The sequence below is a fragment of the Microcystis sp. BLCC-F209 genome (genome assembly GCF_041928595.1).
Classification (GTDB): Bacteria; Cyanobacteriota; Cyanobacteriia; order Cyanobacteriales; family Microcystaceae; genus Microcystis.
The window spans coordinates 29,424-43,908 of record NZ_JBHFLL010000294.1 but is presented as its reverse complement, the minus strand read 5'-3'; the positions used below and the strand labels follow the sequence as shown (position 1 = coordinate 43,908).

13 protein-coding genes are annotated in these 14,485 nt (G+C 44.1%); 8 read left to right on the top strand and 5 right to left on the bottom strand.

Annotation, left to right across the window (positions count from 1 at the left end):
- Window positions 1-308: 308 nt before the first annotated feature.
- The 3 genes from ACE1AQ_RS18990 to ACE1AQ_RS18980 form a co-directional block, all read right to left on the bottom strand.
- Window positions 309-1,547 carry a hypothetical protein gene (locus ACE1AQ_RS18990; RefSeq protein ID WP_008206022.1) on the bottom strand — a complete coding sequence of 413 codons (1,239 nt, stop codon included), beginning with the start codon at window positions 1,545-1,547 and terminating at the stop codon, window positions 309-311.
- A gap of 171 nt (window positions 1,548-1,718) precedes the next feature.
- Window positions 1,719-2,879 (bottom strand): sugar phosphate nucleotidyltransferase, encoded by a 1,161-nt coding sequence (locus tag ACE1AQ_RS18985; RefSeq protein ID WP_008206021.1) that lies wholly within the window; start codon window positions 2,877-2,879, stop codon window positions 1,719-1,721.
- Between the two features lie 186 nt (window positions 2,880-3,065).
- On the bottom strand, window positions 3,066-3,362 hold the full coding sequence (locus ACE1AQ_RS18980; RefSeq protein WP_008206020.1) for a DUF4090 family protein: 297 nt from the start codon (window positions 3,360-3,362) through the stop codon (window positions 3,066-3,068).
- A 20-nt stretch (window positions 3,363-3,382) separates the two neighbouring features.
- Between ACE1AQ_RS18980 and ACE1AQ_RS18975 the strand changes: the two genes are divergently transcribed.
- The 8 genes from ACE1AQ_RS18975 (at window position 3,383) to ACE1AQ_RS18940 (ending at window position 9,725) form a co-directional block, all read left to right on the top strand.
- The gene (locus ACE1AQ_RS18975; protein ID WP_110544688.1) at window positions 3,383-3,871 is read left to right on the top strand and encodes a BlaI/MecI/CopY family transcriptional regulator; all 489 of its coding nucleotides are present in this window, start codon (window positions 3,383-3,385) and stop codon (window positions 3,869-3,871) included.
- Window positions 3,871-4,719 carry a M56 family metallopeptidase gene (locus tag ACE1AQ_RS18970; RefSeq protein ID WP_110544691.1) on the top strand — a complete coding sequence of 283 codons (849 nt, stop codon included), beginning with the start codon at window positions 3,871-3,873 and terminating at the stop codon, window positions 4,717-4,719. The genes ACE1AQ_RS18975 and ACE1AQ_RS18970 overlap by 1 nt, the downstream gene beginning before the upstream one ends.
- Before the next feature lie 2 nt (window positions 4,720-4,721).
- The gene (gene bcp, locus ACE1AQ_RS18965) at window positions 4,722-5,189 is read left to right on the top strand and encodes a thioredoxin-dependent thiol peroxidase (protein ID WP_008206017.1); all 468 of its coding nucleotides are present in this window, start codon (window positions 4,722-4,724) and stop codon (window positions 5,187-5,189) included.
- Window positions 5,190-5,345: 156 nt separating this feature from the next.
- Window positions 5,346-6,143, top strand: coding sequence for a 30S ribosomal protein S2 (gene rpsB, locus ACE1AQ_RS18960; RefSeq protein WP_039900525.1), 798 nt, complete (start codon window positions 5,346-5,348; stop codon window positions 6,141-6,143).
- Between the two features lie 116 nt (window positions 6,144-6,259).
- Window positions 6,260-7,015 carry a translation elongation factor Ts gene (gene tsf / locus ACE1AQ_RS18955; RefSeq protein WP_106909040.1) on the top strand — a complete coding sequence of 252 codons (756 nt, stop codon included), beginning with the start codon at window positions 6,260-6,262 and terminating at the stop codon, window positions 7,013-7,015.
- Between the two features lie 209 nt (window positions 7,016-7,224).
- Window positions 7,225-8,157: a diguanylate cyclase gene (locus tag ACE1AQ_RS18950; protein ID WP_039900524.1), complete on the top strand. Its 933-nt coding sequence runs from the start codon at window positions 7,225-7,227 to the stop codon at window positions 8,155-8,157.
- Window positions 8,154-8,936, top strand: a complete 783-nt coding sequence (locus ACE1AQ_RS18945; protein ID WP_008206013.1) for a transporter substrate-binding domain-containing protein — start codon at window positions 8,154-8,156, stop codon at window positions 8,934-8,936. The genes ACE1AQ_RS18950 and ACE1AQ_RS18945 overlap by 4 nt, the downstream gene beginning before the upstream one ends.
- Before the next feature lie 252 nt (window positions 8,937-9,188).
- Window positions 9,189-9,725, top strand: coding sequence for a tetratricopeptide repeat protein (locus ACE1AQ_RS18940; protein ID WP_008206012.1), 537 nt, complete (start codon window positions 9,189-9,191; stop codon window positions 9,723-9,725).
- Between the two features lie 54 nt (window positions 9,726-9,779).
- Here ACE1AQ_RS18940 and ACE1AQ_RS18935 read toward each other — a convergent pair whose 3' ends face one another.
- Together ACE1AQ_RS18935 and ACE1AQ_RS18930 are read right to left on the bottom strand one after the other, a co-directional pair.
- Window positions 9,780-11,579 carry an SLC13 family permease gene (locus tag ACE1AQ_RS18935; RefSeq protein ID WP_008206011.1) on the bottom strand — a complete coding sequence of 600 codons (1,800 nt, stop codon included), beginning with the start codon at window positions 11,577-11,579 and terminating at the stop codon, window positions 9,780-9,782.
- Between the two features lie 4 nt (window positions 11,580-11,583).
- On the bottom strand, window positions 11,584-14,364 hold the full coding sequence (locus ACE1AQ_RS18930) for a cation-translocating P-type ATPase (protein ID WP_110544693.1): 2,781 nt from the start codon (window positions 14,362-14,364) through the stop codon (window positions 11,584-11,586).
- Window positions 14,365-14,485 lie beyond the last annotated feature (121 nt).

Here is a 14,485-nt window from a genome sequence, read left to right as displayed (position 1 = left end):
AGGGTTGCGCTTGCTTTGGTTTAACCTGAGCGACTTAGTTTTTGCTGCGCTTTTTTCTGGCTTGAGATTTTAGGTTCGACAGCAACTCCTTGATTGTTTTTTGAGTTACCCCTTGACAATCAAGACAGTCGCTACGTTCATTTTATATTTAATTACACCCACCTACTTACCTAATTTTTAGGGAAAAAGTCCCGGAATTTTCCCCCTGATCACTCCCATACCTGGTACTTTTTGATTGACAAAAAGTCTAAAAGTCTTACCCAACAAGGTTTTTAGATTTATTCAGCAAACCCTAATTATCTGATTGCTTAAAAACTAGACAGTTGTTCGGCAATAATAGATACTAACTTATCCACTGCTCCTGCTTGCCCACGCACTGCCCGCAATTTTTGCCGGATAGCCTCTAATTGTTCGGGATTTTCTAACCAAGATCTAGCCATATTTGCCACTTCTTCTGGTTGTAATTCCCCCAATAATTCTGGAACAATTTCGGCACCAGCCCAAATATTTGGCCAAGCATATAAACGTTTTTTTCGCAACATATAGAGATTAATTATCTTAGCAAATAAAGAACCCACCCCCGGCAGTTGGGCTAATAAACCGGGTAAACCGTCCCAAGTTCTCATCGCATCTAGTTGCTGAGTCGGTAGTAAAATAATCATCGGGATTGCCAGCGCCCCTAATTCGGCAGTATTAGCACCCACCGTCGTTAAAGCTAAATGACAGCGAGAAAGCTGGTTATGGGCGGGAAAATCGGTAATTAGGTCAACTTTTACCCCCTTAGCTGTTTCTAAATAGGGTTTTTCTCCGTTTTTTAATTGGGCAGCACTCCAACCGGTTTTAGTAATCATCGGATTATAGCTAGGATCGGCAAATTTCGCCAAATAAGCTAAATTTAGGGTAGGAGCGACGGGAATTAAGAATTTAGTCCGGGGAGCCTGCGCGTGTATCTTTTCGGCAATGGCTAGGGTTAGGGGTACACCCTGAGCTAATTTCGAGGGTTTGGAACCCGGGAGAAGTGCAATTAAGGGATCGTCATCGGGGGTGATAGCAGTGGGCAAATCCACCATTAAATCGCCGATAACAGTAAATTTATGCTGATATTGTTGGGGAATATTATTTAATACACTTGTATTCATTACGGCAAAGCGATCGATCCCCCGATACCAACGCGCTTCCCATTCCCCATAGATAACGCTGCGATAACCCAAACGTTTACCGATGGTGAGGGCAAAAAATTGATCGCCCCCTAAAAATAAAACGATGCCCTTGGGATGCCAATCCCAATTATCGGCGGTTTTTCCCCAGAAAAGAAAATTAAAGAAGTTTTCTGGCGACTGGACTCGATCGACCTCTGGATATTTCCTAACCACTTCCGTTTCCGCCCCCATAGAATGGGTACAAGGGGAAAGAATCACCGAAATCCGCAACCGCGATCGATCTTCTGTTAAGTTTTGTCGCAATCTCTTGACAACTGGACGCACCCATGTAGATATTTCTCCCGGACCATTAGAGAGAATGAGAAGATCAACAGGAGAATCAAACATGATAAGTGGTGAGGTAGGAAGTTTTCCTTTTGGCGAGTTAGTATTCAGGAGTCAGGAGATAGGAGATGTGCTTTTATTTATTCTCCCCGTCTCCCCAATTCATCATTCATCATTCATAATTGATCATTCCCCACAACGCACAGGAAGTGGTTTTCCCTGTTGGGGTGTTGCCTAGTTGCCATGGAATAAAGAACGAATCGCCTGATGTTTAGGGTGATCAAATTCTGGGGGAACCTTGCGGGTATCGGTAATCAACCAATCCAAGGCTGCCGCTTCCACATCGATCGCCGCGCCGGTTTTATCAACACAGTAGCGCCCAAAGACCAACTTATCCACCAAACGCGCCCCTGAACCGAGGCGAGAATATTCAAAAATAACGCTATTATCCACCGTCGCGCCGCCACAAATCCAACAATTCGGGCCAATCATACTCGGACCGACAATTTTCGCTCCGTCCTCAATGCGCGTCATTGCCCCAATGTACACAGGTCCGGTGATATCGACTCGATCCCAGTTTACCCCCACATTTAAGCCCGTGTAGATGCCAGGTTTAACTTCGATGCCGGGGATAGCAACATTTTTAATTTTCCTGGATAACACCCCGCGAATTGCCTGCCAGTAGTCGGGGACTTTACCGATATCCACCCATTCAAAATCCATGTTTAAAGCGTAGAAAGGCGCACCTTTAGCGACTAATTGGGGGAATAACTCGCCCCCGATGTCGTATTTACTATTAGGGGGAATAAAATCAATGATTTCTGGCTCAAAAATATAGATACCCGTGTTAATGCAGGTACTCAAAGCTTCATCGATGGCCGGTTTTTCTTGGAAACTGAGAATCTTTCCCTCCTCGTCGCTAACTACCACCCCATAACTGGATACTTCCTCTCTGGGGACGGTTTTGGTGACAATAGTGGCGAGCGCTCCTTTTTCTCGATGCCATTTAACGGCTGCGGTTAAATCGAGATCGATCAGCGCATCACCACAGAGAACCACAAAGGTATCGTCAAAAAAGGGATTAAAATCTTGAATTCGTCGTAAACCGCCCGCCGATCCGAGGGCATCACCGATTAACTTGCCCTCTTCGATTCTACCCTCGAAAGAATAGCCGATATGCACCCCAAAACGCTGACCATCACGGAAATAACTCTCAATTTCTTCGGCTAAATGACTGACATTGACCATGATCTGATCGAAGCCATGCTGTCGCAACAGTTCCAACAAAAACTCCATCACCGGCTTTTGTAAAATCGGGATCAGCGGTTTGGGGATCGTATGGGTAATCGGACGGACGCGAGTTCCTTTGCCTGCCGCCAAAATCATGGCTTTCATCGATGTTTATTTCCTTTTGCGATCGAGGTTTGTAGTTAAATCATGCCTAGTGTATCATTACCGGCTCGGAATCAGTGGTTATCGATCCTCTTGACCATTAGATCAACCTAGACTCCTTGCCTAATTTTTCCAACAATCCGGTTAACCGCAAGCAGTCTAGGCGAAAAATGGCGAGCAAAAATTTGACTACTTGAGATAGTAAAAAGCGATTTCTTTCTCCTTGAGAGGGGCAAAATCGGCGGCTAACAACAGCTGATTTAATTCCTCTTGGGGGATATGTTTGGCCCCGATGCGGACAATTCGCGATCTCATCGTGTTAGATACTCCGCTTCTTTGTCGTCCTGCTTCCAAACCCATGACCCGGTGATAAAGTTCCAATTTTGCCTGGGGAATTGGGGAACCATCAAAATCAATGCCATTAGCGATCGCCACATCGATGGCATCAGCACCCGTAGTCGTGGTTAAATTAGTTTCGATGGACATAAAGATAATATAAAAGATCGTTGCTATTTTATCAGGCGATCGATATCCGCCGCTATGATCAGGAAAGTAATCTTCATTTCTGTGTAACTATGGCTCAATTGCCCACCTATCAACCAAAACAGTTATCCCTAGGCCCCCTAGAAGCGGAAATCCTCAATATTGTCTGGGAATTGGAAACCGTCAGCGTTAAGGATGTCCACGATCGCATTTTAGCCGATCCAGAACGGGAGCTGGCCTATACTTCTGTGACTACGGTACTGCGTCGTTTAACTAATAAAGGCTGGTTAAGTTGTTATAAACAGGGTCGGATTTTCTACTGGAAACCGATGGTTTCTAAGGAACAAGCACAGGCAATTAAAGCCTACGAACAATTACATCGTTTTTTGGCTATTGGTAATGCGGATGTGGTGGCTTCTTTTGCCGATAGTCTCGATACTGCTAGTGTGGAACAATTAAAAGCAATCGCCGCTCGTTTAGATACCCTTCGTCAACAACGGGGAGAACGCTAATGCACAGTTTAATGTTATTACTAGCATTAACTATCGCCATTGGTTTACGTTGGTTTCTGCCCAGCTATCAGCGTCGTTGGCAGACAACGCTATTTTTCTTCCTCTTTCCGCCTTTGCTGCTGTTAATGACAGTTATATCGGTGGTTTGTATGGGCTATCGGGGGCAAATGTTGGGCTATAACTCCAGTTTAATAAGTTACTTTAGTGCTATAATTTGGCTAGTTTTTGCTCTATTTTGTTTGATAAAACTCTCCTATCAAACTTGGCAAACCCATCGGGATTTTAGCAGTTATCCCCTCAAAAAAATCACCGATCAGAAGGCGAGAGTTTTAGCAGTGAATTTTCCCTACAGTGCCAGAGTTGGCTTTTGGAATTCGGAATTAATTGTAACGCAAGGATTATTAAATCTCTTGGATCAAGAACATTTACAAGCAGTTTTAGCCCACGAACAAGCTCACCAAGAATATCATGACACTTTCTGGTTTTTCTGGTTAGGTTGGCTGCGCTCCATGTCTTCTTGGCTGCCCAATAGTGAGAATTTATGGTCAGAATTGGTCTTCTTGCGGGAATTACGCGCCGATAAGTACGCCTCCAGACAAGTGGATTATTTACTATTAGCTGAGTCCCTGCTTTTAGTGGCAGAAAAAGTTAATCAAGTAGCGGAAATAAGTTTTTCCGATAGTTGCTGTGTCGCTCTCAATGATAATTCCTTAAATAATCGTTTATTAGAGAGAATTGAAGCTTTAGTCGATTCAGAAAAACCCGAACTTCCCAGATTTAACTATCAAGTCTGGCTATTGCTTTCCCTCTCCCTCGCTCCTTTCTTACTGTTGCCTTTGCACTCCTAAAAATGACCCTAGAAATTGGACAAAAAGCCCCCGAATTTGCCACCCCCAACCAAAGGGGCGAAATTAGCAATTTAGCAGATTTTGCCGGTCAGTGGTTGGTCTTATATTTTTATCCCAAAGATAACACCCCGGGCTGCACCGCAGAAGCGATCAATTTTACCGCTTTGTCGCCGCAATTTCAGCAATTAAACGCGGTAATTCTAGGAGTTAGTCCCGATTCAGCCAAGTCCCACTGTCGTTTTATTGAAAAACACAATTTAACCATTCAATTATTGAGCGATACCGAACATCAACTGGCGGAAATTTACCAAGTCTGGGGATTAAAAAAATTTATGGGTAAGGAATATATGGGGATTCGACGCTCCACTTTCCTGATCGACCCCCGGGGAAATATTGCCTATATTTGGTCAAATGTCAAGGTAAAAGCCCACGCAGAAGCGGTTTTGAAAAAACTTGAGGAATTGCAGTAGCAAGCCCTCAGTACCGAATATTTACGGGTAGGCAATCGCGCCCTTTCGTGTTAGACTAGAAAAGTTGTCAAAAATCGCACATCTAGGCGATCGGGTGTTTCTAGGAATCTAGAAATCCAGCCCTAGATGGAGGATAAACCCGAAAAGGAGAAAAATATGCCCGTTGTCTCTCTCGCAGAATTGCTAGAGTCTGGGGTTCACTTCGGCCATCAAACGCGCCGTTGGAACCCGAAAATGTCTCAGTACATCTACACTGCCCGAAATGGGGTTCATATCATTGATTTGGTGCAAACTGCCCAATTAATCGAAGAAGCTTACGAATTTGTCCGAGGAGAAGCCGATCGCGGTAAACGCTTTTTATTCATCGGTACGAAACGGCAAGCGGCAGGAATCATCAAACAGGAAGCTTTACGCAGCGGTAGCCACTTCGTTAACCAACGCTGGTTAGGGGGAATGTTAACCAACTGGGAAACCATTCGCGGCCGGGTAGAAAGACTCAAAGAATTAGAAGAATTAGAAAGTAGCGGCGCCCTCGATAGACGACCGAAAAAAGAAGCATCGGTACTGCGTCGGGAATTGGGCAAACTAGAAAAATACCTCGGTGGTATTAAAACCATGCGCCGGCTGCCGGACTTAGTCGTCGTAGTCGATCAGCGTCGGGAATACAACGCTATCCAAGAATGCCAAAAATTGGGCATTCCCATCATCTCCCTCTTGGATACTAACTGTGATCCCGACTTGGTAGATGTGCCGATTCCCGCTAACGATGACGCGATTCGCTCAGTCAAACTAATTTTAGGCAAAATTGGCGATGCGATCATCGAAGGTCGTCGCGGTGGTCAAGCGGCGGTGGAAGAATACGAGGAAGACTACGAGGATGAAACCGAGTACGAGGAAGAAGGTGATTATTCCCAATACGCCGCCGAATTTGCCAGTGGAGACGAGGATAACTAGGGAAAATTAGCTATTGATCGCCGCTAGGTTCGGGGGGAAACTTTCCGGACTTAGCGAGCGGTCAAACCTGCCCCTCTCGTGGCATGATCAATTATAAGCAGTAGGTTAGGAATTTTATGGCAGAAATTACAGCACAACAGGTTAAAGAACTTAGGGAAAAGACCGGCGCCGGCATGATGGATTGCAAGAGGGCGCTGACGGAAAACGCGGGGGATATAACCAAAGCGATCGAATGGTTGCGTCAAAAAGGGATTACTTCCGCCGAGAAAAAAGCCAGTCGGGTAGCGGCAGAAGGGATGATCGGCAGTTACATCCACACCGGCAGCCGCATCGGTGTTTTAGTAGAAGTGAACTGTGAAACCGATTTTGTTGCCCGTCGCGAGGAGTTCAAAAAATTGGTTAATGACGTGGCCATGCAGATTGCCGCTTGTCCTAACGTCGAATATGTGAAAGTAGCCGATATTCCCGCCGAAATCTCCGCCAAAGAAAAAGAAATTGAGATGGGACGGGACGATTTAGCCAATAAACCCGATAATATCAAAGAAAAAATCGTAGCTGGCCGCATTGAAAAACGTTTGAAAGAACTTTCCTTGCTCGATCAACCCTTTATCCGCGATCAGAACATCAGTATTGACGAATTGCTTAAACAAGCGATCGCAACTTTGGGAGAAAATATTCAGGTGCGTCGTTTCCAACGCTTTGTACTGGGTGAAGGGATCGAAAAAGAAGAAACGGATTTCGCCGCCGAAGTAGCCGCCCAAATGGGACAAAAAGCCCCGGAACCCGTAGCAGCAGCCCCGCAAGTGGAGGAAAAAGCCCCGGAACCGGCAGCGAAGGATAATCCGCCCGCTAAAGGCAAAAAGAAAAAGTAAGTTAAATGAAGATGAATCCGGTGGGGTGCGAGTTTCGTACCCTTTTTGTCTTCAGGGAATTATGAATTAGGAATTAAGTGGGTGGGTGGAATTAAATATAAGATGAACGTGGGTTGGGTTGAAGCATGAAACCCAACGCCTGCATAGTTTACCCTACCGCTAACCCATCCTAAAAATAATTGTGCCTCCCTACTTACTACTTATCGATGATGATTAAATTTGCTGCTGAAGACTATCTAGTTGTAGTTGTTGATGATGTCAGTAAAAATCGGCAATTAGCGCTGGATATTCTTGATTCTGCTGGTTATGCCACCATTTGTGCTAGTACTGTTAAACAGGCAATAGAACGAGTAAAAACTGCTAATCCTGACCTAATTCTTCTTGACTTAATGATGCCAGAGATGGGGGGTATAGAAGTTTGTCAAAGGCTAAAAAGTGACACTTTGTACGCTCATATACCGATTATCTTTATGACAGCTAGTAACGAAAAAAAAGATATTCTCAATGCTTTTGATTTTGGGGCTGTGGACTATGTAAATAAACCCTTTCATAGTTGGGAACTGTTAGCCAGAGTTAAAATTCATTTAGAACTGAGAAAAACGCAAGAAGATCTGAAAAATATCAATTCTCAACTAGAAAAGCTAGTTAGAACTGATAGCCTAACTGGGGTAAATAATCGTCGAGAGATCCTCGCCTTGGGCGAGAAAGAATGGCAAAGATGTGGTCGTTATCATCGTTATTTTTCGCTTTTACTCATCGATATCGACCATTTTAAACATATTAACGATACCTTTGGTCATCTCCTAGGGGACAAAACTTTAATTACTGTCGCTGGGGCAATTAAAAACTGTCTGCGTCAAGTGGATAGTTTTGGACGCATTGGGGGCGAGGAATTTGTCGCTATTCTCCCAGAAACTAATCTTGAAGATGCTGCTACCACAGCCCGGCGCATTTGTCAAGTAATTAACCAGCTAAATATTGAAATTGATCGACAAAAAGTACGAGTTACTGCTAGTATTGGTGTGGCCACATTTAGCCCTGAAGATAATAATCTAGCAGCGGTGATCGAGCGGGCAGATCGTGCCATGTTCGCCGCTAAAAATCAAGGTAGAAATCGGGTTATTGTCGCTAAAACAGTATGAAAAATTTGTTATTTATTCTTGGTTTTTTGCTCTTGGGTGTAGCCCCAAGTTTGAGCGCCGATCTCGATACGATTATACGTCGGGGAAAATTAATTGTTGCTGTCAAAAATAATCTCCCTCCCCTCGCTTTCCTTGATGCTCAGGGTAATCTGCAAGGATTGGAAATCGACATCGCTAAACGTCTAGCTAAAGAAATTCTCGGTTCTGACAGTGCTATTATTCTTAAGCCCGTTAGTAATCAAGAACGTTTACAGGTGGTTATTGATGATCGGGTGGATTTGGCGATCGCTCGTGTGGCGATTACTGCCGCACGTCAGCGTCTCGTGGATTTTAGCCCCTTTTATTACCTCGATAGCAGCGGTTTTGTGACGAAAAACCCGCAATTTCAGCGTTTAGAAGACCTAGCTAACTCTAGAATTGCGGTACTCAACGGCTCGACAACAATCGCCCTTGTGCGTTCCAATTTACCTAACGCTATCCTGCGCGGGGTTGCTTCCTATCAAGAAGCTTTAAATTTACTGGAAACGGGGGAAATAGACGCTTTTGCGGCTGATAATAGCCTTTTAACTGGTTGGGTGCAGCAATTCCCCAATTATCGTCAATTACCGATCCAGTTGGGGGCGATCGCTCTAGGAGTGGTTCTCCCTAAAGGTTTACAGTACCAAAGTCTCCGAGAACGCGTCAACCAAGCGATCGAGCGACTAGAATCCACCGGCTGGTTATTAGAACGGGTGAACTATTGGGGCTTACCCCGGAGAATTCGGGAAATGGGGAGATAGGGTGATGGGAGTGGGAATTATGAATTATGAATTATGAAGTGGGGAGTGGGGAGCAGGGAGTGGGAATTATGAATTATGAATTATGAAGTGGGGAGTGGGGAGTGGGGGGGTGGGGAGAAGGGAGTTTTTTGCTGTGAACAGTGAACAGTGAACTGAAAACTCACATCTGATCACTGATTACTGATCACTGACTAAATCCTGCTATAATCTGATGGAATAAGTATAAAAATATTAATTGATCGATCGCTAATTATGGAAGATACCCTGCCGCTTATTTACGTTTCTGGATTGCTAATTTTCGTGATTGGTTTAGGAATTTTTGTCATCGTGCAAATCGTTAAAACCCGTCGAGTGGAAGGAACCTTTAACAAGCTACAAAAGAAATTGCAAAAAGAAAAAGGTACAGCTAAAGAATACTATGAATTAGGAAGTCTGTATCTCGATAAAAAACTCTATGTTCAAGCCTTGAGTTTACTACAAAAGGCTTTAAAAATCTCCGAGGAAGAAAGCATCGAACCAGAAAATCAAGCCCTAATCTACAATGCGATCGGTTTTTCCTATTTTGCCCAAGAACAATTAGAATTAGCGATTCGTAACTACAAAGAAGCCATTAAACTTTATCCTCAATACTCGATCGCCCTCAATAATCTTGGCAATGTTTACGAAAAGAAACAAATGGCTAAGAAAGCTCTCGAAACCTACGAAGAAACTCTCAAATTTGATCCTAATAATACCGTAGCGAAAAAGCGAGCCGAATCCCTGCGTAAACGCTTCGCCGAATCGAAATAGTTTTGACTACTATCAAATTCTTTTTAGAGATCGAAGAATCTTCGATCTCTTTCTTTATTTCAAGCCATAAAACACCACGATTAAAACTGGGGTTAAAATCGTCAAAATTAAATTTAGGGGCGCACCCAAACGGGTAAAATCGAGGAATTTATAGCCGCCGGGAGCATAAACCATGGTATTAGTTTGATAGCCAATTGGTGTTAGATAACTATTAGAAGCGGCAAAGGTGACAGCATACATAAAAGCCAAAGGATTTAAACCCAAAGTTTTCGCCACTTCCACTGCGACGGGAATCATTAACACCACGGCGGCGTTATTAGAGAGAATTTCAGTTAAAACTGAGGTAATTAGATAGAAGAAAACTAAGATCCAAAACCCGGAAAGATGACCGCCGATAGCCACTAAATTATCTGCCAACCATTTAGTCGTTCCCGAGTTATCCATGGCAGTACCCAGGGGAATCAAACCCGCTAATAAAAAGATAATATCCCAACGAATGGAACCATAGACTTCCCCGGGTTTTAGACAGCCAGTAATTACCATTAAAACCACCCCAACTAAACTGGTGACGAGAATTGGTTGAATATCAAAAGCGGCAATAATAATCACTAACAAAGTAATTATTATTGCAATAATCCCCTTATCCTTTCGCAGGGATTCGATATCTTTTTCTTCTAAGACTAATAATTCTCGCGTGGTCTGTAAACCAATAAAACTCTGTTTTGGTCCCTGAACTAAGAGCAAATCGCCAAACTTTAAAGGAATTTTACCTAATCTTCCTTGCAGTAATTCCGAACCACGCCGAATCGCCAAAACCGTTGCGTTATAACGCTGACGGAATTTTAAATCTTTTAAAGTTGTCCCAATTAAACGGGAATTAGAGAGAATCAAAACCTCCGCTAATTTTTCCTCACCTGTAGTAATTACCGATTCAATATCTCCTTGGTGAAATTTGACATCGGCAAAGATTTCTAAGCCCCGTTCATCTTTGATTTTTAATAGTTCTTCCCGACTACTGTGAACGATTAAAATATCGCCAGCATTGAGAACTTTATCGGCTAAAGGTTGGGGTAAATGTACCTTATTTCTGATTAATTCCAACACATCAAAATCAAACTTTCTTTGTAGTCCACTTTCGGATAAAGTTTGACCGATAAGATTAGAACGAGGGCTAATAATTACCTCACTCAGATATACTTTAGAACCGTAATCATCGTCTAAAAATTCCCCCGTGGAAGATTTGCGATCTGGTAATAATTTCGGGGCAAAAATTGTTAGATAAATCAAACCTGCTAAAAAAGTTACTAATCCTAAAGCAGTGAACTGAAATAAACTAAATTCCCCATAACCCAGCTTGGCAGAAATACCACTAGCGAGAATGTTAGTCGAAGTTCCCACCACGGTAATCATCCCCGCTAAAACCGTGGCGTAGGAAAGGGGAATTAATAACTTAGAAGGGGAAATTTTTTGTTTTTTACACCAATCTTCAACGATAGGTAAAAAGATCGCCACCACTGCCGTGTTATTAATAAAAGCACTAATCGGCCCCACTAATGCCCCTAGGACAAATACCTGTTGGTGGGGACTTTTGCCCCCCCAAACCAGCAAGCGATCGCGAATTACTTGAATCACTCCCGTGCGGGTAATTCCGGCACTAAGCACAAACATCGCCATCACTGTCACCGTGGCAGAATTACTAAATCCGGCGATACCTTCTTCGGGAGTAACTAAACCCAAAAGAATCAGGACAATCGCCACGCATAAAGCGGTTAAATCTACCGGTAGCCATTCCGCCACGAAAGCGACTAAAGCAACGACTAAAACCGTTAAAGTCAGAATAATTGGTGTTGGCATTGATTTATTTTTTCGTCATGAACCAGCGAATAAATAACTTCTCCAACTCGATCCAAACAAACATTAAGGCACTAAATCCAAAACAGATTAACAATTCCGTGCCACTAATCCATTGAGTACCGAAGAAGCTTTGTAGAGGAGGAGCATAAATTAACAACAATTGTAGGATCGTTGTCAAGCCCACGGCGGCAATAATGTAAGGATTAGAGAAGGGATTCATTTGCACAGCTAACTGGGTATGGGAACGCACCGCTAAAGCATGACCCATTTGTGCTAAACAGAGGGTAGTAAATACCATGGTTTTCCAGCGTCCAGGATCTCCGATTTCGGGGGTTGCCTGAGTATATTGGTAAGCCCAAGCCATCATAATAATGGTCAGAATCGCAAACACCACACCGATGCGAATCATATACCAACCCAAACCGCGAGCGAAAATGCTTTCCCGGGGGCTAAAAGGTGGACGTTTCATCACATTAGGTTCAGCGGGTTCCATTGCCAGAGCCAGAGCCGGTAAACCGTCAGTAACAAGGTTCATCCAGAGGATTTGCAAGGGAGAAAGGGGTACACCGCCCATACCGATTAAAGGAGCCGCAGCAATCGTTAAAACCTCGCCAATATTACTGCCGAGAATGTATTTGATAAAGCGCCGAATGTTACTGTAAACCACGCGCCCCTCTTCGGTGGCGGCGACGATGGTGGCAAAATTATCATCCAGCAAAATCATATCGCTGGCTTCTTTGCTGACATCGGTTCCGGTAATGCCCATGGCGATGCCGATATCCGCTTGTTTTAGTGCCGGAGCATCATTGACTCCGTCCCCCGTCATGGCGACGAATTTACCCTGTTTTTGCAGGGCTTGTACGATTCTCAGCTTATGTTCAGGAGAAACGCGAGCATAGACGCTCACACCATCTACCTCTCCCTCTAGGTCATTCTGAGACATTTTTTCTAATTCTTTCCCCGTGATTACTCGCTCCCCGGCAGCAGCAATGCCCAATTCACTGGCGATCGCCTTAGCCGTTAATTGGTGATCTCCAGTAATCATAATCGGACGAATTCCCGCTTGACGACAGAGAGCAACCGCTTCTTTAACTTCTTTGCGGGGTGCATCGAGCATTCCCACCAATCCCAACCAAACCAGGGATTGTTCCTCACTATCTTCTCTTTCCGCTTCTGGCACTTCTGTCATCGGTTTATAGGAAAAACCTAAGACTCGTAGGCCATTACCCGCCATTTCGTCATTTTGTGCCAAAATACGGCTTCTTTGTTCAGATGTTAAGGGTTGACTTTCCGCCCCAACTTGGATCAGAGAACAACGTTCGAGAATTAATTCCGGTGATCCTTTGGTAAACATTAAATAGGCAGAATCCCCCAAACCTAACTGGGCATTCTCACAGATTACTGACATTCTCTTTCGTTCGGAAGAAAAGGGAAATTCGCCTAAACGAGGGCTTTTTGGTGCCAATGCTTCCCGATATAGTCCTCCTTTACCCGCTAACGTCAGTAAAGCTCCCTCGGTGGGATCGCCTAAAATTAACCATTCTTGCTCTTTATTTTGCAAAAGTGCATCATTACACAGCACACAAGCCGTTAAAATTGCCTGTAGTTCGGGATCACTTTCACTAGCACCATTAAACTCACCGATGGGCGCGTAACCTTCCCCCGTGACAGTAATTGTCTGCTCGGAGGTATTGACTTTCTGCACCACCATTTTATTTTGAGTTAAAGTTCCAGTTTTATCGGAGCAAATCGTCGTTACCGAGCCTAAGGTTTCCACTGCCGGCAATTTACGGATTAAAGCTTGTCTTCTCACCATTCTTTGGGTTCCAATTGCCAATGTCACCGTTACCACTGCCGGTAAACCTTCGGGGACAACAGCCACAGCCATACTGAGGGAGGTTTCGAGGAATGATTCAAAAAACTGCCAACCGAAGCGAATTACGCCCCCAAGCACGACTACAGCCACTAAAGCTAGGGAACCACTCACTAAAACGTTACCTAACTGCGACATTCGCTGTTGTAGGGGAGTTGGTTCACTTTCTACTCCTTGCAACATGGCGGCGATTTTACCGATTTCCGTATCCATTCCCGTCTTGGTAATCGCCACTTTCCCGCGCCCCTGTACTACTTCCGTACCCTGATAGACGAGGTTAATGCGATCGCCCAAAGAGGCATCTTCTGGTAAAACCTTCTGTGCTTGTTTATTCACCGATTCCGCTTCCCCCGTGAGGGCAGCTTCGCGGATTTGCAGGTTTTGTGCTTCTAATAATCTGCCATCGGCGGCAATTTGTACCCCCGCTTCCAGTAACATGATATCCCCGGGGACAAGTTCCTTGGCCGCCACTTCAAAGGTGCTACCATTACGAATAACCCGGACTTTCGGCGAGGATAACTGCTTAAGGGCCGCTAATGCCTTTTCTGCCCGACTTTCCTGTAAATATCCTAAAATACCGTTTAAAATAACAATTGTAAAAATAGCGATTGCGTCTTTGGGAAATTCCCCTTTTTTCAGGTCCAAAACTGCTGAAACCACCGCCACGCCAATCAGCATCACTAACATAATGTTAGTAAACTGTTCCCATAAAATCATTAACGGGCTACGTCCCCCCGTTTCTTTTAGTTCATTTAACCCGTAAATATCTTTTCTTTTAACAATTTCCGCCTCGATTAAGCCGGTTTCCCCATTGGTTCTCAGTATTTCTAGGGTTTGTTCCCCAGTTAAATTATGCCAAGCACGATTATTCTCTATTTCCGAGACTTGAGGTGACGTAGTGGGAAAAGTCATAGCGATCGATTGAAGAGGGTGTACGCGTGAACTAAAAAGGTAAGCGAATTAAGCTAATTACATATCACAATATCAGTTATCAGTTATCAGTGACCAGTTATCAGTTATCAGTGACCAGTTA